The sequence below is a fragment of the Enterobacter sp. RHBSTW-00593 genome (assembly GCF_013784105.1).
Taxonomy (GTDB): domain Bacteria; phylum Pseudomonadota; class Gammaproteobacteria; order Enterobacterales; family Enterobacteriaceae; genus Enterobacter; species Enterobacter ludwigii.
Genome location: NZ_CP056393.1, coordinates 2702029 through 2723730 on the forward strand (window position 1 = coordinate 2702029; position 21702 = coordinate 2723730).

18 protein-coding genes are annotated in these 21702 nt (G+C 57.9%); 4 read left to right on the plus strand and 14 right to left on the minus strand.

Translation table 11 applies throughout. The features are described from left to right. Positions 1-17: 17 nt before the first annotated feature. The 6 genes from HV242_RS12815 to nasR form a co-directional block, all read right to left on the minus strand. Positions 18-2516 carry a nitrate reductase gene (locus tag HV242_RS12815; protein WP_063858467.1) on the minus strand — a complete coding sequence of 833 codons (2499 nt, stop codon included), beginning with the start codon at positions 2514-2516 and terminating at the stop codon, positions 18-20. Further along, complete coding sequence (nirB, locus tag HV242_RS12820) at positions 2513-6499, minus strand: nitrite reductase large subunit NirB (RefSeq protein WP_074172487.1); 3987 nt, start codon at positions 6497-6499, stop codon at positions 2513-2515. The genes HV242_RS12815 and nirB overlap by 4 nt, the downstream gene beginning before the upstream one ends. A gap of 11 nt (positions 6500-6510) precedes the next feature. Next, on the minus strand, positions 6511-7299 hold the full coding sequence (locus tag HV242_RS12825) for an ABC transporter ATP-binding protein (RefSeq protein WP_014170481.1): 789 nt from the start codon (positions 7297-7299) through the stop codon (positions 6511-6513). A gap of 9 nt (positions 7300-7308) precedes the next feature. Next, a complete protein-coding gene (gene ntrB, locus HV242_RS12830) occupies positions 7309-8190 on the minus strand; it encodes a nitrate ABC transporter permease (RefSeq protein WP_063858468.1) in 882 nt (293 codons plus the stop codon). A 2-nt stretch (positions 8191-8192) separates the two neighbouring features. Further along, positions 8193-9440 (minus strand): CmpA/NrtA family ABC transporter substrate-binding protein, encoded by a 1248-nt coding sequence (locus tag HV242_RS12835; protein WP_063858469.1) that lies wholly within the window; start codon positions 9438-9440, stop codon positions 8193-8195. Between the two features lie 228 nt (positions 9441-9668). Beyond that, positions 9669-10853: a nitrate regulatory protein NasR gene (gene nasR / locus HV242_RS12840; protein WP_050736927.1), complete on the minus strand. Its 1185-nt coding sequence runs from the start codon at positions 10851-10853 to the stop codon at positions 9669-9671. 72 nt (positions 10854-10925) lie between these two features. Between nasR and HV242_RS12845 the strand changes: the two genes are divergently transcribed. From HV242_RS12845 to HV242_RS12855, 3 genes are all read left to right on the plus strand, one after another. Continuing rightward, positions 10926-11279, plus strand: coding sequence for a DsrE/DsrF/TusD sulfur relay family protein (locus tag HV242_RS12845; RefSeq protein ID WP_020882353.1), 354 nt, complete (start codon positions 10926-10928; stop codon positions 11277-11279). Positions 11280-11385: 106 nt separating this feature from the next. Beyond that, positions 11386-13170 carry a methyl-accepting chemotaxis protein gene (locus HV242_RS12850; protein WP_044867054.1) on the plus strand — a complete coding sequence of 595 codons (1785 nt, stop codon included), beginning with the start codon at positions 11386-11388 and terminating at the stop codon, positions 13168-13170. Positions 13171-13381: 211 nt separating this feature from the next. After that, positions 13382-13621: a DUF1883 domain-containing protein gene (locus tag HV242_RS12855; RefSeq protein ID WP_014170489.1), complete on the plus strand. Its 240-nt coding sequence runs from the start codon at positions 13382-13384 to the stop codon at positions 13619-13621. Between the two features lie 40 nt (positions 13622-13661). Here the strand turns inward: HV242_RS12855 and HV242_RS12860 are convergent, their stop codons facing one another. Then, positions 13662-14357, minus strand: coding sequence for a gamma-glutamylcyclotransferase (locus HV242_RS12860; protein ID WP_020882351.1), 696 nt, complete (start codon positions 14355-14357; stop codon positions 13662-13664). A 177-nt stretch (positions 14358-14534) separates the two neighbouring features. Then, the gene (gene chaB, locus HV242_RS12865) at positions 14535-14765 is read right to left on the minus strand and encodes a putative cation transport regulator ChaB (protein WP_020882350.1); all 231 of its coding nucleotides are present in this window, start codon (positions 14763-14765) and stop codon (positions 14535-14537) included. A 269-nt stretch (positions 14766-15034) separates the two neighbouring features. Between chaB and chaA the strand changes: the two genes are divergently transcribed. Next, on the plus strand, positions 15035-16129 hold the full coding sequence (chaA, locus tag HV242_RS12870) for a sodium-potassium/proton antiporter ChaA (RefSeq protein WP_020882349.1): 1095 nt from the start codon (positions 15035-15037) through the stop codon (positions 16127-16129). A gap of 92 nt (positions 16130-16221) precedes the next feature. Here chaA and kdsA read toward each other — a convergent pair whose 3' ends face one another. The 6 genes from kdsA to hemA are packed head-to-tail and all read right to left on the minus strand — an operon-like array spanning position 16222 to position 21525. Further along, the gene (gene kdsA / locus HV242_RS12875; RefSeq protein WP_014170494.1) at positions 16222-17076 is read right to left on the minus strand and encodes a 3-deoxy-8-phosphooctulonate synthase; all 855 of its coding nucleotides are present in this window, start codon (positions 17074-17076) and stop codon (positions 16222-16224) included. A 36-nt stretch (positions 17077-17112) separates the two neighbouring features. Next, positions 17113-17922: an invasion regulator SirB1 gene (gene sirB1 / locus HV242_RS12880; protein ID WP_014170496.1), complete on the minus strand. Its 810-nt coding sequence runs from the start codon at positions 17920-17922 to the stop codon at positions 17113-17115. Positions 17923-17925: 3 nt separating this feature from the next. Beyond that, positions 17926-18318 carry an invasion regulator SirB2 gene (sirB2, locus tag HV242_RS12885; RefSeq protein WP_020882348.1) on the minus strand — a complete coding sequence of 131 codons (393 nt, stop codon included), beginning with the start codon at positions 18316-18318 and terminating at the stop codon, positions 17926-17928. Then, positions 18315-19145, minus strand: a complete 831-nt coding sequence (gene prmC / locus HV242_RS12890) for a peptide chain release factor N(5)-glutamine methyltransferase (RefSeq protein WP_014170498.1) — start codon at positions 19143-19145, stop codon at positions 18315-18317. The genes sirB2 and prmC overlap by 4 nt, the downstream gene beginning before the upstream one ends. After that, positions 19145-20227 (minus strand): peptide chain release factor 1, encoded by a 1083-nt coding sequence (prfA, locus tag HV242_RS12895; protein WP_014170499.1) that lies wholly within the window; start codon positions 20225-20227, stop codon positions 19145-19147. Before prfA ends, prmC begins: the two co-directional genes overlap by 1 nt. A gap of 41 nt (positions 20228-20268) precedes the next feature. Then, a complete protein-coding gene (hemA, locus tag HV242_RS12900) occupies positions 20269-21525 on the minus strand; it encodes a glutamyl-tRNA reductase (protein ID WP_014170500.1) in 1257 nt (418 codons plus the stop codon). Between the last annotated feature and the right edge of the window lie 177 nt (positions 21526-21702).

Below are 21702 nucleotides of genomic sequence, written 5' to 3' on the forward strand. Positions count from 1 at the left end.
CCTCACGTTTTGCAGCCTTAAGAGGAATTTTCCGGAATATCCTGAAACATTGTTTTTAGTTCAGGCACACAGGAGCCGCAGTTCGTTCCGCAGCGCAGCCTGGCACCCAGCGCCGCGACGGAGTCACACCCTCCCCCAATCGCCTCGCGTATGACGGTTTCCCCCACGCTGAAACAGCTGCAGATGATCCGGCCCGGATCGACACTGTCCCCGGTTCCCTGTCCATTCAACAACGCGTGGCGCTCAGCAAGCGTCACGGGAGGTGAACGAAACGCGGCTTCAATTACCGCGTGCGCCAGTGTCGGTAACGCAGTGCCTTCCCAGAACCCGAGCATCAGTTGTCCGTCATGCCAGGCCAGCACGCTGCTGCGCTCGCTGGTCTGCGCGACCTGCAGCTGCCAGCCCCGTTCACTGGCGTACTGCATAACCCACGCCAGCAACGGCTTATCCCCCGCCACCGTCAGACGTGAGACTTTACGCCACCAGCAGACAGAGGGGGGAAGCTCCGGCAGTTCACGGGCATAAAGCTCACCCTGCCAGCCCGGCTGCCAGGGCATAATCCTGACGGCCGTCTGTTTACTCTCGGGCTGACCGGACAGCGGGTCACAGCGCCCTTCCACCAGCGCATTCACCTTCCCCTGGCGGGCAAACTGGGCATTCCAGTGCATTGGCACAAACAGCTCACCTTCTCGCTGCCCGTCAGTGATACGTACTCTTGCCAGCATCACCCCACGCGGAGAACTAATGCGCGCCAGCTGTCCGTCGTACAGTGAGAAGCGCATGGCATCGGCGGCGTCGATCTCAACACACGGCTCAGCACTATGCTGCATCAGTTTCGGGACGTACCCCGTCCGGGTCATGGTGTGCCACTGATCGCGGATACGCCCGGTATTGAGAATCAGCGGGTATAGCGCGTTTATTGCCGCACCGTGTGGCTGAGGCTCTACCGGCACAATTTCCCGGCGCGCAAAGGCCCCCGCTGGCCACTGATAAGGCTCAAGTCGGTCCCATTCCTCACGGGTAAGTGACGCCAGTTCATGAAGGTTAAACGCCCGCGCACCGTCATTTTCAAAGGCCGAGAGCGCTGCATGCTCACAAAAAATTTGCTGCGGATGTTCCCAGGCGAAGGCTTCACCATAGCCCAGCGCCTGTGCCACCCGGGCGATGACCCACCAGTCCGGTTTGGTCTCGCCTGGCGCCGGCAAAAAGGCGCGCTGGCGCGAAATACGCCGCTCGGAATTGGTTACCGTACCGTCTTTCTCCCCCCACGCCTGCACCGGGAAGCGGATATGGGCATAGCGGCTGGTGTCGGTCTCCTGCATCACCTCGGAGACAATCACCAGCGGGCAATGTTCCAGCGCCTGGCACACTGCGTGGCTGTCCGGCAGCGAGACGGCAGGATTGGTACCCATGATCCACACCGCTTTCACTTCGCCGCGGGCGATCGCATCAAACAACTCCACCGCCATCAGGCCCGGCGTCTGGGCCAGTCTTTCCGTCCCCCAGAAACGCGCCACCCGCGAAAGAGACTCCGGCTCGAAATTCATGTGAGCAGCAAGCTGGTTCGCCAGCCCACCCACCTCCCGCCCCCCCATCGCGTTAGGCTGTCCGGTCAGCGAAAACGGTCCGCAACCCTGACGGGCGAATTTTCCGCTGGCCAGATGAACGTTGATGATGGCATTACACTTGTCGCTGCCGCTTGAGGACTGATTAATGCCCATGGTGTAGAGCGTGATGGCCCGCGGCGCAGTCACAAACCAGTCGTAGAAGGTCCCCACGTCCTCGGTTGAGAGCCCACAAAACTCAGCCACCTGGGCGATGGGCCACGCGTCGGTTCCCTGAATCAGATTGAGTAAACCGACAAACAGCCCGGCGTCACTGCCGGGCGTAAGCGCCAGATGCAGGTCAGCAATATCGCAGGTGGCCGTTTTGCGCGGATCGATAACCACAACTTTCATCGCAGGGTTGTTCTGGCGCGCCTGTACCAGCCGCTGATACAGCACCGGATGGGTCCATGCCGCATTCGACCCGACCAGCACCACCAGATCGCTGTTTTCCACATCCTCATAGCTACACGGCACCACATCTTCACCAAACGCGCGCTTGTAGCCCGTCACCGCGGACGACATACAGAGCCGCGAGTTGGTATCAATGTTTGCCGCACCGATAAACCCTTTCATCAGCTTATTGGCGGCGTAATAGTCCTCGGTCAACAGCTGGCCGGAGGCGTAAAACGCCACCGCCTGCGGTCCCCAGGTGTCGATGATGGTCTGCAGCCGTTCACCTGCCGCCGCCAGCGCCCGGGACCATTCCACCTCCTGCCCGTCGACCACCGGGTGCAGCAGTCGCCCCTGCAGACCGGTCGTTTCGCCTAATGCCGAGCCTTTAACGCACAGGCGTCCAAAACTGGCGGGATGGCGTTCATCTCCGCGCACGGTAACCTTCTCACCCTCTACCGTTGCGATCACGCCGCAGCCCACCCCGCAGTAAGGGCACGTCGTTCGGGTTTCATTCATGACGCCTCCGCACGCAAGATCTGCGCGTCGTTCCCGACCCACACCTGACCGTTTTCTATTCTCACCGGCCAGGCGCGCACCGCAGGTTCCCCGTTATCGGCCTGACAGCCGTCGCGCAGACGGATACGCTGCTTATAGATCGGAGAGATGACCACCGGCTCGCCGGCAGCATCGCCGAGAATGCCGCGTGAAAGCACGTTTGCTGTGCTGCCCGGCTCGAGGTCGTCGAGGGCATAGACAGATTGACCAAAGCGGAAAAGCGCAATCGGTTTTCGCCCCAGCCGGGCGCCGATCCCCGCCTGCTCAGGGATCTCATCGATAGCGCAGACCGCTTGCCAGCGTTTATTCTCCTCCACCGGCTGACGGTTCACTTCGGTACGGAACAGCGCCAGACGGCTCGGATCGTTAAGCGTGGTCTGCCATTCACACTGGTAGGTTTCCACCACGCGAGCCATCTCCTGTTCCAGCTCGTGCGCAATGCCCAGGCTGTCGTGAAGAATCACCTCGCGCAGGTAGTCGATCCCCCCTTCCAGATTGTCCATCCACGTACTGGTACGCTGCAGGCGATCCGCCGTGCGGATGTAGAACATCAGGAAACGGTCGACGGTGCGGATCAGCGTCTCGTCATCCAGATCGCTGGCAAAGAGATCCGCATGGCGCGGTTTCATGCCGCCGTTACCGCAGAGATAAAGGTTCCAGCCTTTGTCGGTCGCAATGACGCCCACGTCCTTGCTCTGAGCCTCCGCACATTCACGGGTACAACCGGACACGGCCATTTTAATTTTGTGCGGCGCGCGTAAGCCTTTATAGCGGTGCTCAAGCGTGACCGCGAGACGCGTGGAATCTTGCACGCCATAGCGGCACCAGGTCGACCCGACGCAGGATTTCACCGTGCGTAGGGATTTACCGTACGCGTGACCGGTCTCAAATCCGGCCTCCACCAGCGCCTGCCAGATCGCCGGCAGCTGGTCGAGCGTGGCGCCAAAGAGGTCGATACGCTGTCCGCCCGTGATTTTGCTGTACAGCTGATAGCGTTTGGCGATCTGGCCGATAGCTATCAAGCCGTCGGCCGACACTTCCCCTGCAGGCATCCGGGGCACGATGGAGTACGTCCCGTCTTTCTGAATATTGGCAAAATAACGGTCGTTGGTGTCCTGCAGCGGCAGATGTGCCGGTTTCAGCAGGTACTCATTCCAGCAGGAGGCGAGCACTGATCCCACCAGCGGTTTACAGATTTCGCAACCGTGCCCCTGCCCGTAACGGCTGATAAGCTGGTCGAAGGTACGAATATGATTGACGCGCACCAGGTGATAGATTTCCTGACGCGACCACGGGAAGTGTTCGCAGATGTCCTTTTTCACCTCCACGCCCTGCTCCGCAAGCTGGTACTCCATCACCTGTTTCACCAGCGCGCTGCATCCTCCGCAACCGGTCGCGGCTTTGGTGCACTGTTTTAGGGCTCCAATATCCGCGGCACCGGCACTTACCGCCTGGCAGATATCACCTTTGCTGACGTTATGGCAGGAGCAGATCTGCGCACTGTCAGGCAGTGCCGCCACGCCGAGGGCTTTTGGCGCGCTCCCGGCGAAGGAAGGTAAAATCAGCGTTTCAGGCTCTTTGGGCAACGCTATGCCGTTGAGCATCATCTGCACCAGGGTCGCATATTCGCTGGCATCCCCCACCAGTACGCCGCCCAACAGGGTTTTATTGTCCTCACTGACCACGATCTTTTTATAGATTTGCTGCGGACCATGCGTCCATTGATAGCTAAGCGCGCCGGGTGTTCTTCCATGGGCATCGCCAAACGAGGCCACATCTACCCCCAGCAGCTTCAGTTTGGTGCTCATGTCAGCCCCGGTAAAGGCGCTCGCCTCTCCCGCCAGCGTGGCCGATGCCACCCGCGCCATCTGATAACCCGGGGCGACCAGGCCAAAAATTTTACCCTCCCACAGCGCACATTCGCCGATAGCGAACACGTCTTTATCGGAAGTCTGGCACTGGTTATCAATGCAAATCCCGCCGCGCTCTCCGGTCACCAGGCCACTGCTGCGCCCCAGTGCATCCTGCGGGCGAATACCTGCAGAGAAGACCACGATGTCAGTTTCCAGCTGTTCGCCGTCCGCAAAGCGCATCACCAGCCCGCCGTTCGCAGAGACGATGTCGGTGGTGGCTTTGCTGGTGTGAACGCCCACGCCAAGCGCTTCGATCTTTTTGCGCAGCATGGCCGCGCCGTCGTTGTCGAGTTGTACCGCCATCAGGTGTGGCGCAAACTCCACGACGTGCGTTTCCAGGCCCAGCTGTTTCAGGGCATTCGCAGCTTCCAGTCCCAGCAGGCCACCGCCAATGACCACCCCGCGACGGGATTGCTTTGCCTGCGCGGCGATGTTATCCAGGTCGTCCAGCGTACGGTAAACAAAGCAGCCCGGCAGCGTGCTGCCCGGTACCGGAGGCACAAACGGGTACGAGCCGGTCGCCAGCACCAGTTTGTCCCAGTGGGTTTCATGCCCACTGGCGGTACGCACGACGTGTGCGTCGCGATCGATACTCACAATTTGCTGCGAGAGGCGAAGCTCAATGCCGTGTTCAGCAAAGAAATCACCGTCCACCAGTGAGAGCGATTCTGCGCTTCGTCCGCCAAAATACTCTGACAAATGCACACGATCGTAGGCGGCATAGCGCTCTTCGCCAAAAACGATAATCTGGTACTGCCGGTGCAAATTGCGCTTCACACAGTCTTCGAGAAAATGATGACCGACCATACCGTGTCCAACCACCACCAGCGTAGGTTTTGTCATAGCGTTTTGTCCTGCAACCTGCGGTTGCGTAGTGAATCGATTGAACAGCCAGTCCGCGTGGGCGGGCGCAGCCGTTGCCAGTAAATCGGTGAATGTTGCCGCGTTGCGGCAATCCCCCATCAGCAGCACGCCAGCAAGCGCACCGCGATGCAGTAACAAACGGCGATAGTGACGGGTCAGCGGATCCCAGGCGCTCCAGACCACATCGTCCGGCAGAACCTCTGCTCGCCCGGCGCTGAACAGCTCCACACCGGGTACTTTGAGGCGCATGCCGCTGTCGGTCAGGGCAAATGGCGTGCTAGCCTCCCCAGCCAGCCGGGCGGCGAGGATATCTGCCTGCGCCAGGCAAGGTGCGACCAGGCCGAACGTCTGGCCGTCGATTTCACAGCACTCACCAATGGCGCTGATCGCCGGGACTGAGGTCTGCATCTGGTGGTTAACCACAATGCCGCGGGCACAGTGAATGCCGCTGGCTTTTGCCAGTGCGACATTGGGCTGCACGCCGGTCGCCAGCACCACGCGAGAGGCGTTAATCTTGCGTCCGTTGTGTAACGTCACGGCATCCGCCGCAATGGCGGTCATTCCCGATGACAGTTCGCAGCGAACGCCGCGCTCCGCCAGCGCCTCTTCAAGCAAAACGCCTGCCTGGCGATCGAGCTGCTGTTCCATCAGCCAGGCACCACGATGCACCAGCGTGACGTTGTCACAAGAGCGGGCCAGTGCCGCAGCGGCCTCGACGCCGAGCACCCCACCGCCCAGCACTACAGCTGGCCCCGGGTTCTCCTGAATCGCGCGGATATCGGCCAGCGTACGAAAGGTGAACACATGCGGAGCGTCACCGCCCGGAATGGGGGGGACAAAAGGCGTCGACCCGGTGGCAAAAACCAGTTCGTCCCAGGCCAGCGTGGTTGCTGTGGTATGGACCTCGCGTTTCTCAACATCCGCGGAGAGCACCTTTTCGCCCCGTCGTACCGTCACACCCCGTGCGTGATACCAGGCGTCATCCTGCAGGCGAATCTGCTGCGCCTGTTTTTCCCCGCCCAGTACCGGCGAGAGCATGATGCGGTTGTAAGCGTGTTCCGACTCCTCGCCAAACACGGTGATCGTAAAGCGACCGGGCGCACGCTCGGTCAGCGAGGCAATCAGCCGTGTTGCGGCCATCCCATTACCGATAACGATCAGTCGCATCACCGCCTCCGTTACGCCGCTTTAGGCTGTTTTTCATAGAGGAAATGGAGGATCTGCTGACGCATATGGTGATAGCGGCTATCGTCCGCCAGCTGAACCCGATTGCGCGGGCGAGGCAGGTCAACGTGCAGCACCTCGCCGACGGTGGCCGCCGGGCCGTTAGTCATCATCAGTACCCGGTCAGAGAGCAGCACGGCCTCGTCCACATCGTGGGTGATAAGCACGATGGTGGTGTTCAGCGCCTGCTGGATTTGCATCACCGAGTCCTGCAGATGCGCGCGCGTGAGCGCATCCAGCGCGCCAAACGGTTCATCCATCAGCAGGACCTTCGGCTTCATCGCCAGCGCACGGGCAATGCCAACGCGCTGTTTCATGCCGCCGGAGATTTCCGAAGGCCGTTTATGCAGGGCATGCCCCATCTGGACGCGATCGAGGTTGTGTTCAATCCACTCCTTGCGCTCCGCCTTGCTCATGGTGCGGCGAAAGACCTGATCCACCGCCAGCGCAACGTTGTCGAAGCAGGTGAGCCACGGCAGCAGAGAATGGTTCTGAAACACCACCGCACGCTCTGGTCCTGGCCCGGCGATTTCGCGGTTATCGCAAATCAGCCCACCTTCGGTCGGCAGGGTGATCCCGGCAATCAGGTTCAGCAACGTCGATTTGCCGCACCCGGAGTGGCCAATCAGGCTCACGGTTTCGCCTTCGTGAATATCAAAAGAGACGTTCTGCAGCGCCAGAAACTCGCCGCTGGCGGTAGAAAAACGCTGGCTCACGGCCTGGACCTGAATTAATGGTTTCATCTTCGCTCCTTATTTTTCCTGCCAGCTAAAGCGACGGGCGATCAGCATCAGCCCCTGCTCCAGCAGCAACCCGACCACGCCAATGATGACGATGGCGATGAGAATGTTTTCGACGTTGAGGTTGTTCCACTCATTCCAGATCCAGAAGCCGATCCCCAGCCCACCGGTGAGCATCTCGGCGGCGACAATGACCAGCCAGGCGATGCCAATAGAGAGGCGAACCCCGGTCAGCACCGCGGGCAGCACGGCCGGGAAGAGGATCCGCCGCATGATGGTCCACTCGGAGAGCTGCAGCACGCGGGCAACGTTAAGGTAATCCTGCGGAATACGACGTACCCCTTCGGCGGTGTTAATCACCATTGGCCATATTGAGCAGATAAAAATGGTCCAGCTGGAGGCGGGCTCCGCTTTCTGGAACAGCAGCAGGCCGATAGGCAGCCAGGCTAAAGGACTGACCGGGCGTAACAGTGCAATCAACGGGCTGAACATGCGCGAGCAAAAGGTGAAGCGACCGATCAGGAAACCGAGCGGGATCCCCGCGAGCGCCGCCAGACCAAAGCCCACCGCCACGCGCTGCAGCGAAGCGAGCACGTTCCAGCCGATACCCATATCGTTTGGCCCGTCGCGGTAAAACGGGTCAGCGAAGAGCGTTAATGCGGAATCCAGCGTGCTGAGCGGCGTCGGGAACCCTTTGCTGTTGATCGCGGCCAGCTGCCAGAGCAACACCAGTAACCCGAGCCCCAGCAGCGCCGGGATCACGCGCTGCAGAAGGTCATTCATCCGTCGCGTGAACGTTGGTGCGCGGCGGCGAACCTGTACCGGAGGGAGGGTAATCACTTCCCCGCTCGCCGGCGTCTCGTATTTCGATTTCGTGCTGTGCAGATGCTGCATAATCAGGCCCCTTTACGGTGAATAGCGAAGCGGTTGGCGTATCCGTCCGGATCGGTACCGTTCCAGACGGTACCGTCCATCAGGGTGCTGCTGCGATACGGTGATGACGGGGTGGATATGCCTCCCACCGCCGTGGCGGCATCCTGCCAGACCGAGGTCTGGTTAATGCGCTGCGCGATGGCGGCATAATCCGGCGCCGATTTGAGCAAGCCCCAGCGGCGGAACTGGGTTAAAAACCACATCCCGTCGGAGAGGTACGGATAGCTGACGGCTCCCTCGTTGAAGAAACGGATCGGATGCGCATCCTGCCAGCGCTGGCCAAGCCCGTTGTCGTACTCTCCCAGCATCCGTCCGGTGAGATACTGCTCTTTGGTGTTCAGCCACGCCCGGCGAGCGAGGATTTGGGCGGTCTCACGTTTGTTGTCTGGTGATGCATCGATCCAGCGTGCGGCTTCCAGTACCGCACTCACCAGCGCCCGCGCGGTGTTCGGGTTTTTCTCCACCCAGTCGCGACGTGTGCCAAGAATTTTTTCCGGATGATCGGCCCAGATCGACTGGGACGTTGCGGCGGTAAACCCGATGCGGTCGTTAATGGCGCGCGCATTCCACGGCTCACCAACGCAAAAGCCGACCATGTTGCCAATCCGCATGTTCATCACCATTTGCGGCGGCGGCACAACCACGGTCCGGACGTCTTCGAACGGATTAATGCCCGCGCTGGCCAGCCAGTAGTACAGCCACATCGCATGCGTACCGGTCGGGAAAGTGTGTGCGAAGGTGTAAGTGCCGGGTGCCTGCTGCCCAATCAGCGTTTTCAGCCCGTCAAGATCGCGAACGCCCTTCTCTGCCAGATCGCTGGAGAGCGTGATGGCCTGACCGTTCTGGTTCAGGGTCATCAGGTTTGCCATCTGCTGTGGCTTACCGGCAAGCCCCAGCTCCAGCCCGTACAGCAGGCCGTAAAGAATGTGGGCGGCGTCCAGTTCGCCGGCCACCAGCTTATCGCGCACGGCTGCCCAACTTGCCTCTTTGGTTGGCACGATGGTGATGCCATATTTTTTATCAAACCCCTTCAGCGCCGCGATAACCACCGGCGCGCAGTCGGTTAACGGTATAAACCCGATGCGCACCGTCTCCTGCTCCGGTTTATCCGAGCCTGCCGCCCACGCGGCCTGCATGACACCCGGTAACAACATGGCGCCGCTCGCCAGCATGCTGGCCTGTAAAAACCGCCGTCTCGACAAATCCGCCATGACCACTCCTGAAAAAAAGACAAAAAAAAGCGCCCACCCGTGCCGAAGCACCGCTGGACGCCTTTATCCCGAAGACAGATGCACCGCCGTTGGCGCACCGTCAAAAATGGTTAATCAGATAATGCAAAGAGAATGCCAGGTTTTACTGCCCTGTTTTCCGGGCGTTTACCGGGATTTCTCCACGACCGCGCACCTCAATCAGGCACTAAATGCCCACTGATTGTGCAGCTACTCCTTAGGGGTTACCTGCCACAAGCTCTTCACGGTGAGCAGCGCGCGGGCGATATCTACCATGCGCTGATTTTTGTCCATCGCCATTTTACGCAGCGCCGTCCATGCCTGTTCCTCACTCATCTTTTGATGGGTCATCAGTACGCTTTTCGCTTTATCGATGGTTTTGCGCTCTTCGAGCGTATCGCGCAGTGACGCAAGCTGACGGGAAAGCTGTTCTATCTCGCGCGCCTGCTGGCGAACCAGGGTTAACAAGGGCTTATCCGGGTAAGAGGCCAGCGGATCGTCCTGCTCCTCAGCCGGGAGCGTGTACTCCTCCTGTCGATGGATACGCTCGTCCACCGCGATCATCAGATCGGCAATAACCATCTCCTCCAGGGTGCGCAGATGCTCAAGGCGTGCCGTTTGCAGAGCAAACCAGGCCAGCGCGGTATGGCCATTGTCAGCGGCTGGCTGGCGGGTACAGGCCAGGCGCCTCAGTTGCTCCGTCTCACGGTCAGGCTGGCAATTCTGGGAAAAGGTGGTTTGCACATCCGCCGTGCTGTGGGTCATGAAAATCTCGAAGCAGGCCTGCTGTCCGTCAATCCGGTCCACCAGCCGCTGACGGATGCCATCGTCAAAATAGCCCTGCGTGAAGCCAATGGCGCCCAGCGCCCGCTCTTGTCCCGCCAGCTCTTTACCCTGCATCAGGCTATAAAGCGCGACAAAACGGCCTGCGATTTGCGGATCGTCAATGCTGTCATTAAGCTGCGGTACGATACTGAGCAGATGACGCAGGATGCGACAATAGTGATCCATCGCCTGCGGGGCCGTGATGGTTTGCTGAATAACGCCGTCACGAAGGGCTGACAGGTTATCCAGACTGAGCAGCGCGCCGGCTATACGTTCGCACACGCCGCTGCCCTGGAACGGGGAGTGATTATCCAGAACGTCATAAAGCGCAGTGAGGTTCTCATTCACCAGCGCCCGGCTCGCTTTGCATTCGGCAGCGTACAGCTTACCCTGTGAGCAGAGCCAGACGTTAGAGGCTCCACGCTCGCACTGCAGCATATGCACCAGCAGGCTGATGGCGTTAACCAGCACGCCAAGCTGTGCCAGCCTGCTCAGTTGCTCCCGGCGCATCGACCTTGCACGCTGGAGCCATTCGGTCGCACCTGGCGAAATGCCAGCCATTAATGTCATGCTTACTCTCCCGGACAGCGAAACCCTGGATAGCTAAGCAATATTCGTGCCTTTAAAAGAACAGGAGTCAACATGCAAAAGATTGTTATCGTCGCCAACGGTGCGGCTTACGGCAGCGAATCCCTTTTTAACAGCCTGCGCCTGGCGATCGCGCTACGTGATAAAGAGAGTGAACTGGAGTTACGGCTCTTTTTAATGTCGGATGCGGTCACCGCCGGGCTGAAGGGACAAAAACCGGCAGAAGGTTACAACATCCAGCAGATGCTGGAGATCCTGACCGCGCAAAACGTTCCGGTCAAACTGTGCAAGACCTGCACCGACGGGCGCGGCATCACCGGATTACCGCTGATTGAAGGTGTGGAAATCGGCACGCTCGTTGAACTGGCCGAGTGGACTCTGCGCGCCGATAAAGTATTAACTTTTTAATAATAAACCCGTAAAAATATTATTTTCTTATGGACGCGGTTTCAGCATCAAGTTTACCTGCAGGGTTGCCGATAGGCATGGAAACAACACAGCAGGTATTTCACTTATGTTCAGATCCATTCGTGCACGCATCATTGCCGCGACGACAGGTTGTCTGGTCGTCGCCCTTCTTCTTAATACTGTCATCAATTTTCAGGTCACACGCCAGGATAACCAGCAGTCACAGCGCGACATCCTGACCAGCACCAGCGCCAGCCATAACATGGCGATTGCGGACTGGGTGAAGAGCAAAATGACGGTTATCGCCTCCGCACAAACCGTTGCGCTCAGTGACGATCCGGTTCCGGTCTTTAAACAGCTTGCCCAGGCGGGTGGGTTCACTAACGTCTATGTTGGCTATGCCAGCAAAACGGCGAAATTCTCTGAACCAGCGGGCGTACCGGCAGATTATGACCCCACGATCCGTCCCTGGTATCAGCAGGTCGTAAGCCAGGATAGCCCGGTCGTGACCGCGCCTTACGTTGACGCCGGTAGTGGAAAACTGGTGGTGACGTTTGCCGTGCCGGTGAAAGAAAACGGTACCCTGAAAGCCGTGGTGGCTGGCGATGTGGCGATGGACAGCGTGGTTGCTAACGTGCGCGGGATCCACCCAACCCCGGCAAGCAGCGGGCTGCTGCTGAATAGCGATGGCACCGTCATTGCCGCCAGCGACCCTGCCCTGACGCTTAAACCGTTCGCCGAAACCCTCAAAGGCATCGACTTTGCGGCGCTGAAAAGCGGAAACCCGGTAAACGGGACCTTCAATGGCGCCGAAAAAACCTTCGTGGCAACCGCCGTGCCGGGCACGAACTGGATGCTGGTTGTTGCCCTGGACACAGGCGATGCCACCTCCGGAATGCGCTCGCTGCTGAAAGCCTCGGCCATCTCGCTGGTGATCCTGGCCTTACTCAGCGGCGCCATTGTTCACTTCCTGATTGCGCGTCTGCTGAAGCGCCTGTCTGACATTCGCGATGCGATGCATAACATTGCGAACGGCACTAACGATCTGTCGCAACGCCTGCCGGACAGCGGCGATGACGAAGTGGCGCAGATAGCGCAGGCGTTTAACGCCTTCAGCGACAAGCTCTCGGTGGTGATGGTACAACTGCGGGATGCCAGCGCATCGGTGAAAAACGCCGCACGGGAAATTGCGGCAGGTAACCAGGACCTCTCAGGGCGTACCGAGCAGGCCGCCTCCAGCCTTCGCGAAACGGCCAGCGCCGTGGAAGAGATCACCGCGTCAGTAACCCAGTCGAACGAGTCTGCGGCTGAAGCCAATGACCAGGCGAGTAAGGCCTCTGCGGCGGCGGCTCGCGGCGGCGAGGTGGTATCTCAGGCCATCAACACCATGCAGTCCATTGAAGTGGCTTCCGCGAAGATTGGCGACATCACCAGCGTGATTGACGGGATTGCCTTCCAGACCAATATCCTGGCGCTGAACGCCTCGGTGGAAGCCGCACGCGCCGGAGAGCAAGGCCGTGGGTTTGCCGTGGTGGCCGGCGAGGTGCGTAATCTGGCCAGCCGCAGCGCGCAGGCGGCGAAAGAGATTAAAACGCTTATCGATTCCACCACCAACAGCGTGGCCACCGGCTCCCGCTACGTTCATCTGGCCGGGGAAAGCATGAACGAAATCCGCTCCAGCATCGGTAGCGTGTCGGGCATCATGCGTGAAATCTCCATCGCCACCAGCGAGCAGATGAAAGGCATCCAGGAGATTAACCATGCGGTGACCCATCTGGACAGAATGGTTCAGCAGAACGCCGAACTGGTGGTGCAATCTGCCGCTGCAGCCGGCGCGCTGCAGAGCCAGGCGGGCGACCTTGCTGAAACTGCCGGGCATTTCCGCATTTAATGTTAGGGTGGCGCGCGTTCACCGGGCAAAACGCGCGCCAGAGTAAATTTTCAGGAATTTTGTCATTTTTGTTTAATCGTTACGCCATTTTTTGATCAAAGTCAGCATCCTCACCCTCCCCCTTTGGTGTTATGCCATGAGTGAATTGTGAACAATATCACGCTCGGATATGGCAGCAGGGAGAGCGTTGTTTAAGACTACGGGGTAAAAAATGGCACTGGTAAAAACAAGTTTGAAATTGTTTGGCGGGGATACGGTCGTGGTGCGGTGTTCTGAGCGCTGCCGCATTCATTTGATGAGTTCGAAAGCACAACAACACTCGCAGGCGGATATCCTGACCGTGCAGGATGACAAGGCATGGCTTACCGTGCCGTACACCGGCACGTGGGATGTCCTGATTGACAGCCATAGCCAGTCACTGGAGCATTCCGTAAGCTACGTTGCTGCATAAGAGACAAACGCCCGGTCTGCTCACGCAGCCGGGCGCATTCTCAGGCAAAACCGGGACGCAGCGTATTATTCAGCGGGTTCCCTTCCAGCAGCGCTTTCACTTTCACCACCAGCTCATTCAGACAATCGTCCTTCATGCCGAGGCGGGTCAGCTCCTGGTCGAGCGAAAAGAGATACTGCGCGTTGGTGCCCAGCGGCCCACTGGCGGCAGCGATCAACGGGGCAATGACCTGCGTGCGGGTATCCGCTTCATACAGCGGATGGCGCGGATCCATAATAAACACCAGCGCGTTAACGGTACGTCCGTCATCGAGTTCCAGCTTGCACCAGCTCGGCATATAGCAGCCGGTGATCATCTCGCGCTTCCACAGCAGCGTCAGTTCGTCTTCCAGCGTTGCATCCGGCAGGCGGTAGGCCACCCCCGTGGTGCGTCCGCCCTCTTTTAGTGCAAGCATGCGTCCAGGCTGACACGCGCTACCTCGACCGGCCGTCAGGCGCAAACAAAATGCGCGATGCCAGCCAGGAAGTGTGCCTGTTGCCGATTCGACAAATTCGAGAGCCGGGTTCCACATCAGCGAACCGTAGCCAAAAATCCATACCGGGCCATCATCCGGGCGGCACGCCAGCGTGGCAGCGAGCGACGCCGCACGTTGTTCAGCTGACCAGAGAAGCGATTCCTCAATAGCACCAAATGCCGTCTTACAATCTGCCTTCATTAAGAAATCACGCGTTAACACTTTCCACCTCCGCCACTGCATGCTTCCTTGCGACATCTGTAATCCGCCTTCCCGGCATTGTGTGCTGGTCATTTTGCCAGCAGTTGAGTAACGATAAGCAATTCACGGGCCAGTTGCAATACAACGGAAGTTCAACCGCCTGAAAAGTCAAAACGAAGGCAGCGAATGATTTCACGGCTATTTCTTTTTATGCCATTTATCGTCGTCTCCTTTCTCATATTCATGTTTTACTGCGGCCCAGGCGACTTTGTGCGCGGTCTCTTCACGGCTGGCATCATCACGTCGATCTTCTTTATCTTTGTACTGTTCCCAGGCGCTGTTAAAGGCCTCTTTGTAGATATCCTGCGCGTGCGCGGGCAATACGTGTTGCACGCTGTCTGGTAATTCGCGTTTCGTTTTATATGGCATCGCTAACCCCTCTTTTGGTTAAAGAGATAAGTGTGGACGACGATACGGCAGGGTGCCAGTCAATTGAGAATTATGCATAAATGATAATTTTAATATTATGTTATTAAAGGATTAATTACAGAACACGTTACGTTATTGACACCCCAAAGCCAAAACATTACAAACAGTAAAATTGAGTAAAAAATCAAGGGTATTTAACAGAGATCTGTTAAGTTAATGACCGAAAATTCTATCTATAATTACAAGCACCTGCATTGATGGAGAAGCACATGACAGCAGCACACGAGGCGGTGAAGACCCGCCACAAGGAGACATCACTCATTTTCCCGGTCCTGGCACTGGCTGTGCTGCTCTTCTGGGGAAGCAGTCAGTCACTGCCAGTGGTAGTTGGTATCAATATTCTTGCTCTGGTGGGTATCTTAACCAGCGCCTTTAGCGTCGTTCGCCATGCGGACGTATTAGCCCATCGCCTGGGTGAGCCTTACGGCTCGCTAATTCTCAGCCTTTCGGTGGTTATCCTCGAAGTCAGCCTGATTTCCGCGCTGATGGCGACCGGTGACGCCGCACCGACCCTGATGCGTGACACCCTCTACTCCATCATTATGATTGTGACAGGTGGTCTGGTGGGCTTTTCACTGTTACTGGGCGGCCGCAAATTTGCGACCCAGTACATGAATCTGTTCGGCATAAAACAGTATCTGATTGCCCTTTTCCCGCTGGCAATTATTGTGCTGGTCTTCCCGATGGCATTGCCGGGGGCCAACTTCTCAACCGGTCAGGCGCTGCTGGTTGCGCTGATTTCCGCAGCCATGTACGGCGTGTTCCTGCTGATTCAGACCAAAACGCACCAGAGCCTGTTCGTCTATGAACATGAAGATGATGGCGACGACCCGCATCACGGTAAGCCGTCGGCTCACAGCAGCGCGTGGCATACGGTTTGGCTGATCGTACATCTGATTGCGGTTATCGCCGTGACCAAAATGAACGCCAACCCGCTGGAGACGCTGTTAACCGAGCTGAATGCCCCGGTCGCGTTTACCGGTTTCCTGGTGGCGCTACTTATCCTGTCGCCTGAGGGTCTGGGGGCGTTGAGGGCGGTGCTGAACAATCAGGTGCAACGCGCAATGAATCTGTTCTTTGGCTCGGTCCTGGCGACAATCTCACTCACCGTGCCGGTAGTGACGCTGATTGCCTTTATGACCGGTAACGAGTTGCAGTTCGCGCTGGGTGCGCCAGAGATGATTGTGATGGTGGCTTCACTGCTGCTGTGTCAGATATCCTTCTCGACCGGGCGCACCAACGTGCTGAACGGCGCGGCGCACATGGCGCTGTTTGTGGCCTATCTGATGACGATATTTGCCTAAGCGTTGTTCGGTGAGGCTCTGAGGCCACACCCGACACCTCTTCCATCGGGAGAGGAATAGCCCAAAAAAACCCGCCGAAGCGGGTTTTTTTATTAGTGGCTGGTATCCAGCTCGTCGAAACTCTTCACCAGATCGTCAATCGCCTTGATCTGTTTCAGGAACGGCTCCAGTTTAGCCAGCGGCAATGCGGACGGGCCGTCGCACTTCGCGTTGTCCGGGTCCGGGTGTGCTTCAATGAACAGACCGGCCAGGCCAGTCGCCATACCGGCGCGCGCCAGCTCGGTGACCTGCGCACGGCGGCCGCCAGAAGCTGCACCAAACGGGTCGCGGCACTGCAGCGCATGGGTCACATCGAAGATGACCGGAGACTGGTTGGACACGTTCTTCATCACGCTGAAGCCGAGCATATCAACGACCAGGTTGTCGTAACCGAAGTTTGCGCCACGGTCACACAGGATCACTTTGTCGTTGCCGCCTTCGATAAATTTATCGACGATGTTACCCATCTGGCCAGGGCTCACGAACTGAGGTTTCTTCACGTTGATGACCGCGCCGGTTTTCGCCATCGCTTCCACCAGGTCCGTCTGACGCGCCAGGAACGCCGGCAGCTGGATAACGTCGACAACGTCCGCAACAGGCTGCGCCTGAGAAGCTTCGTGCACGTCGGTGATCACTTTCACGCCAAAGGTCTGTTTCAGTTCCTGGAAAATTTTCATCCCCTCTTCCAGGCCCGGGCCACGGTAAGAGTGAATGGAGGAACGGTTGGCTTTGTCAAAAGAGGCCTTAAACACGTACGGGATACCCAGTTTTTGGGTCACGGTCACGTAGTGCTCGCAGATACGCATCGCGAGATCACGGGATTCCAGCACGTTCATACCGCCAAACAGCACGAACGGCAGGTCGTTTGCCACGTTGATATCACCAATGCTAACCACTTTTTGTTTCATAGGATCGCCTTATTCAGGTGTGAATCGGAATTAAGATTAATGCAGTGTAATTTGTTTGTGCGAGATCGCGTTGATCTGCGCACGAATCATTTCGCTGATCGGGTCTTCCGGGCATTGCTCAACGAAATAATTCAGATCGTTCAGCGCCACATGCTCGCAATCAAGCTGGGCATAAATCAGCCCGCGATCGCGGATTTCGTACGGATCTTCCGGATTAAACTGCAGCAGCACTTCGCTGGCACGTAATGCCAGCTCCATCTGACGCTCTTCCATCAGCGCAGATTTCAGCGTATCCAGCAGTTTACGGATCACCTCGGCGTTATCCGCCTCGTCGAGATCTTCATTAAAGAGCTCGGCAACCGGGCTGATATTGCCTTTTAACCAGACGTCCAGCGTATGCTCATCCAGCGTATCGCCGTTAAACGGATTGATGAGCCACATCTCACCGTCCAGCCACTCCGCTCGCAGGATCATCTGCGTCGGGAAAATGACCGGCACCAGTGGAATATCCAGACGATGCGCGACCCACAGCAAAATGGAACCCAGCGCAACCGCGCTGCCCTGACGATTTTTTAAGACCTGATCCAGCCATAGTGCGTCAGACAGACGATACACGCCACGCGTGTCGCAGAAACCCCATTCGCCGTAGAAAAGCTCAAGCAGCTTCTCTAATTGCCAGTCCTGCGGGCGCGCCTGATTGATCTCTTCACGCGCCAGGCTGACCAGATTCTCCAGCTCTTCGTAGACGTACTGCGACGTAAAATCGTCGCGGATCATCTCCGAAATCAGGATCATGCCATCGCAAAGCGGCACTTTATTAAATTCGAAATCGGCTAAGGACCTCATGACTTACCCCAGTAACGGTATTCTTGTGGTGGCGAGTTTAATGATGATGTACAGCACCACCAGCCCCAGCAGAAAGGCGATAAAACCGGTCTGCTGGCTGCGCGGACGACGACGCCCAAGCGCGATAAAACCCAAAACGATGTAGATGATAACGCCAAACAGCTTTTCAGTCAGCCATGCGCCTTTATCAGTAAATGGCAGATAGCCGGTCTTCCACATTAATCCGGCCCCTGAGAGAAACAGCACCGTGTCAATACAGTGCGGCGCAATACGCACCCAGCGGGCGTCAATCAGCGGATTATTGCTGTAACGCCACCCGTAACGGACGATGAAAAAGCTGATGGTCAGGGCAACGGCTATCAGGTGGGCCGTGATCAGCACGGTAAAGAGACTCATGCACATTGTCCCAGCGTCAGACGGTCGTTGCCGCCATAGTCGCGACAGGTCTCCACGGCACGATAACCTGCAGCGATGAACACGTCACGCACCGCGTCCCCTTGCGTCCAGCCGTGCTCGACCAGCAGCCAGCCGCCGGGGAGCAAATGCTGTCGTGACGTTGTCACAATATGCACAATATCCGCCAGCCCTTCGTTGGCAGCGACCAGCGCCGTCAGCGGTTCGAAACGCACGTCCCCCTGCGTCAGGTGCGGGTCATGCTCGTCGATATAGGGAGGGTTGCTGACAATCATCCCGAACGTGCGGTTATCCAGCGCGCTAAACCAGCTGCTTTGCAGAACGGTGACGTTCGGGAAGCCCAGACGCGCCACGTTACGCTGCGCCAGCGCTACCGCATCGGGCATCACGTCAACCGCCGTCACCTCGCAGTCCGGACGCTCGCTTGCCAGCGCCAGGGCAATTGCGCCAGTGCCGGTTCCAAGATCAAGAATTCGGCAGGCTTGTGCGGGTAAACGCGACAGCGCCTGCTCCACCAGACACTCGGTGTCCGGACGTGGGATCAGGGTCGCTGGGGAGACGTACAATGGCAGTGACCAGAACTCACGCTCCCCGACCAGATGCGCCACCGGCTCACCGGTTTTGCGTCGGGCAAGCAGCGTAGCGAGCTGCGCTTCCTGCTCAGCACTCAGCTGGGTCTCGCCGAAAGCCAGCAGGTAAGTGCGGGCTTTCCCCGTCACAAACTCAAGCAAAATTTCGGCGTCACGTTTAGGGCTTTCGCTCGCGGAAAGCTCACTGGCGGCCTGCCGTAACCAGTGCTGAAACTCCATTATTCCTGCTCGGACAGTGCTGCCAGCTGGTCGGCCTGGTATTCCTGCACGATAGGCTCAATCAGCATATCCAGCTTTCCTTCCATCACTTCGTCCAGACGGTACAGGGTCAGGTTGATGCGGTGGTCGGTAACACGGCCCTGCGGGAAGTTATAGGTACGGTTACGGTCGCTGCGATCGCCGCTGCCCAGCAGGTTACGACGCGTGGAGGCTTCCGCCTGTTGACGTTTTGCCATTTCAGCCGCGTGGATACGCGCGCCCAGCACGGATAAGGCTTTGGCTTTGTTCTTGTGCTGAGAACGTTCGTCCTGGCACTCCACCACGATGCCGGTTGGCAGGTGGGTAATACGGATAGCGGAATCGGTGGTGTTAACGTGCTGACCCCCTGCCCCGGAGGAGCGGAAGGTATCGATACGCAGGTCCGCCGGGTTGATGTCCGGCAATTCTGCTTCAGGCAACTCTGGCATCACCGCAACCGTACAGGCAGAAGTGTGAATTCGCCCCTGAGATTCGGTGGCAGGTACGCGCTGCACGCGATGACCGCCGGATTCAAACTTCAGACGACCGTACACGCCGTCACCGCTGATTTTAGCGATAACCTCTTTGTAGCCGCCATGTTCACCGTCGTTGGCGCTCATAATCTCAACGCGCCAGCGACGCGCTTCGGCGTAGCGGCTGTACATACGGAACAGATCGCCGGCAAACAGTGCCGCTTCGTCACCGCCGGTCCCGGCGCGGACTTCGACAAAGGCGTTACGCTCATCGTCCGGATCTTTTGGCAGCAGAAGCACCTGCAACTGTTGCTCCATCTCTTCAGAACGCGCTTTTGCGTCCAGCAACTCTTCCTGCGCCATCTCGCGCATTTCAGGGTCGTCGAGCATCATCTGCGCAGTTTCAATATCTTCCTGGACCTGTCGCCAGTCGGTAAAGCATTTTGATACATCACTCAACTGCGCGTATTCACGCGAGAGCGCGCGAAAACGTTCCTGGTCAGCAATGGTCCCGGCATCGCCGAGCAGCGCCTGTACTTCTTCATGGCGCTCGTGCAGAGCTTCCAGTTTAGCGACGATAGAAGGCTTCATAGGCGTAAATGCACCTTGTAATAGAAAATGGGTATAGGGCGCTATTCCAGCCCGAGGCTGTTGCGCAGAATAGTCAGGCGTTCATCATCCCCGTCACGGGCGGCCTGCTGAAGAGATTTGGTTGGTGCATGGATCAGGCGGTTGGTCAGTTTCCAGGCCAGATCCTGCATAATGGCTTCTGCGTCGCCACCCTGCTGAAGGGCGGCCAGCGCTTTGGCGGTCAGGTCATCACGCACCTGCTCCGCCTGACCGCGGTACTCGCGGATAGTCTCGCTGACGCTTTGCGCGCGCAGCCAGGCCATAAACTCACTTGTTTCCTGCTCTACAATGGTTTCCGCCTGAACCGCCGCCGCTTTACGCTGGGCAAGGTTATGCGAAATGATGCTTTGCAGGTCGTCCACGCTGTAAAGGTAGGCGTTCGCCAGTTTACCGACTTCCGGTTCGACATCGCGCGGGACGGCAATATCCACCAGCAGCATCGGTTGATTACGGCGGGATTTCAGCGCTCGCTCGACCATCCCTTTACCGATAATCGGCAGCGGGCTGGCGGTAGAGCTGATGATAATATCTGCCTCTTTCAGGCGCTCATCGATGTCGCTCAGCGCAACCACCTCGGCCCCCACCTCGTCCGCCAGCACCTGAGCACGTTCGCGGGTACGGTTAGCGATAATCATCTTTTTAACTTTATGTTCGCGCAGATGGCGCGCCACAAGTTCGATGGTTTCGCCCGCCCCGACCAACATCACAGTGACGGTCGACAGGGATTCAAAGATTTGACGGGCCAGGGTACAGGCCGCGAAAGCAACAGAAACCGCACTGGCACCAATGTCGGTTTCGGTTCGCACACGCTTCGCCACGGAGAATGACTTCTGGAACATACGCTCCAGTTCACTGGCTTTCAGATGCCCTTTTTGCGAATCGGCAAACGCCTTTTTCACCTGACCGAGAATTTGCGGCTCGCCGAGCACCAGCGAGTCCAGGCCGCTGGCCACACGCATCAGATGGCTGACTGCATCGTTATCCTGATGCCAGTACAGGCTATTACGCAGCTCTTCTTCGTTGAGGTTGTGGTAATCACATAACCAGCGGATCAGCGCTTCATGCAGGTTGTCCTGCTCTTCAACGCTTAGGTAGAGTTCAGTACGGTTGCACGTCGAGAGCACCACGCCACCCTGCACCATCGGCTGTGCAAGCAGGCTGTCCAGCGCCAGGTCAAGCGTATCCGGCGAAAACGTGACGCGTTCTCGCAGCGAAACCGGGGCTGTTTTGTGGTTAATACCGAGTGCTAATAGGGTCATGTTGAGCGGGAGTAGTACCAGCGTTAATAAGGTTAGCAGAACGCATCATACAGGATGCGCGAGATCAATAAAAGAGACTGCCCCCTTTCGGAGTAATAGCTTATACAATGCTTTGAGATAATTTGAACGTAGACGGTGGCACCCTTCGACGCTAGCATTAACAGTTATAACTGCAAC

What these genes read in the sequence shown, in the direction of transcription:
- sirB1 (WP_014170496.1), bottom strand. Translation starts at nt 17,922, where the DNA reads ATGAGGTCCTTAGCCGATTTCGAATTTAATAAAGTGCCGCTTTGCGAT.
- prmC (WP_014170498.1), bottom strand. Translation starts at nt 19,145, where the DNA reads ATGGAGTTTCAGCACTGGTTACGGCAGGCCGCCAGTGAGCTTTCCGCG.
- HV242_RS12855 (WP_014170489.1), top strand. Translation starts at nt 13,382, where the DNA reads ATGGCACTGGTAAAAACAAGTTTGAAATTGTTTGGCGGGGATACGGTC.
- sirB2 (WP_020882348.1), bottom strand. Translation starts at nt 18,318, where the DNA reads ATGAGTCTCTTTACCGTGCTGATCACGGCCCACCTGATAGCCGTTGCC.
- HV242_RS12825 (WP_014170481.1), bottom strand. Translation starts at nt 7,299, where the DNA reads ATGAAACCATTAATTCAGGTCCAGGCCGTGAGCCAGCGTTTTTCTACC.
- chaB (WP_020882350.1), bottom strand. Translation starts at nt 14,765, where the DNA reads ATGCCATATAAAACGAAACGCGAATTACCAGACAGCGTGCAACACGTA.
- nasR (WP_050736927.1), bottom strand. Translation starts at nt 10,853, where the DNA reads ATGACATTAATGGCTGGCATTTCGCCAGGTGCGACCGAATGGCTCCAG.
- chaA (WP_020882349.1), top strand. Translation starts at nt 15,035, where the DNA reads ATGACAGCAGCACACGAGGCGGTGAAGACCCGCCACAAGGAGACATCA.
- hemA (WP_014170500.1), bottom strand. Translation starts at nt 21,525, where the DNA reads ATGACCCTATTAGCACTCGGTATTAACCACAAAACAGCCCCGGTTTCG.
- nirB (WP_074172487.1), bottom strand. Translation starts at nt 6,499, where the DNA reads ATGCGACTGATCGTTATCGGTAATGGGATGGCCGCAACACGGCTGATT.
- prfA (WP_014170499.1), bottom strand. Translation starts at nt 20,227, where the DNA reads ATGAAGCCTTCTATCGTCGCTAAACTGGAAGCTCTGCACGAGCGCCAT.
- HV242_RS12835 (WP_063858469.1), bottom strand. Translation starts at nt 9,440, where the DNA reads ATGGCGGATTTGTCGAGACGGCGGTTTTTACAGGCCAGCATGCTGGCG.
- kdsA (WP_014170494.1), bottom strand. Translation starts at nt 17,076, where the DNA reads ATGAAACAAAAAGTGGTTAGCATTGGTGATATCAACGTGGCAAACGAC.
- ntrB (WP_063858468.1), bottom strand. Translation starts at nt 8,190, where the DNA reads ATGCAGCATCTGCACAGCACGAAATCGAAATACGAGACGCCGGCGAGC.
- HV242_RS12815 (WP_063858467.1), bottom strand. Translation starts at nt 2,516, where the DNA reads ATGAATGAAACCCGAACGACGTGCCCTTACTGCGGGGTGGGCTGCGGC.
- HV242_RS12850 (WP_044867054.1), top strand. Translation starts at nt 11,386, where the DNA reads ATGTTCAGATCCATTCGTGCACGCATCATTGCCGCGACGACAGGTTGT.
- HV242_RS12845 (WP_020882353.1), top strand. Translation starts at nt 10,926, where the DNA reads ATGCAAAAGATTGTTATCGTCGCCAACGGTGCGGCTTACGGCAGCGAA.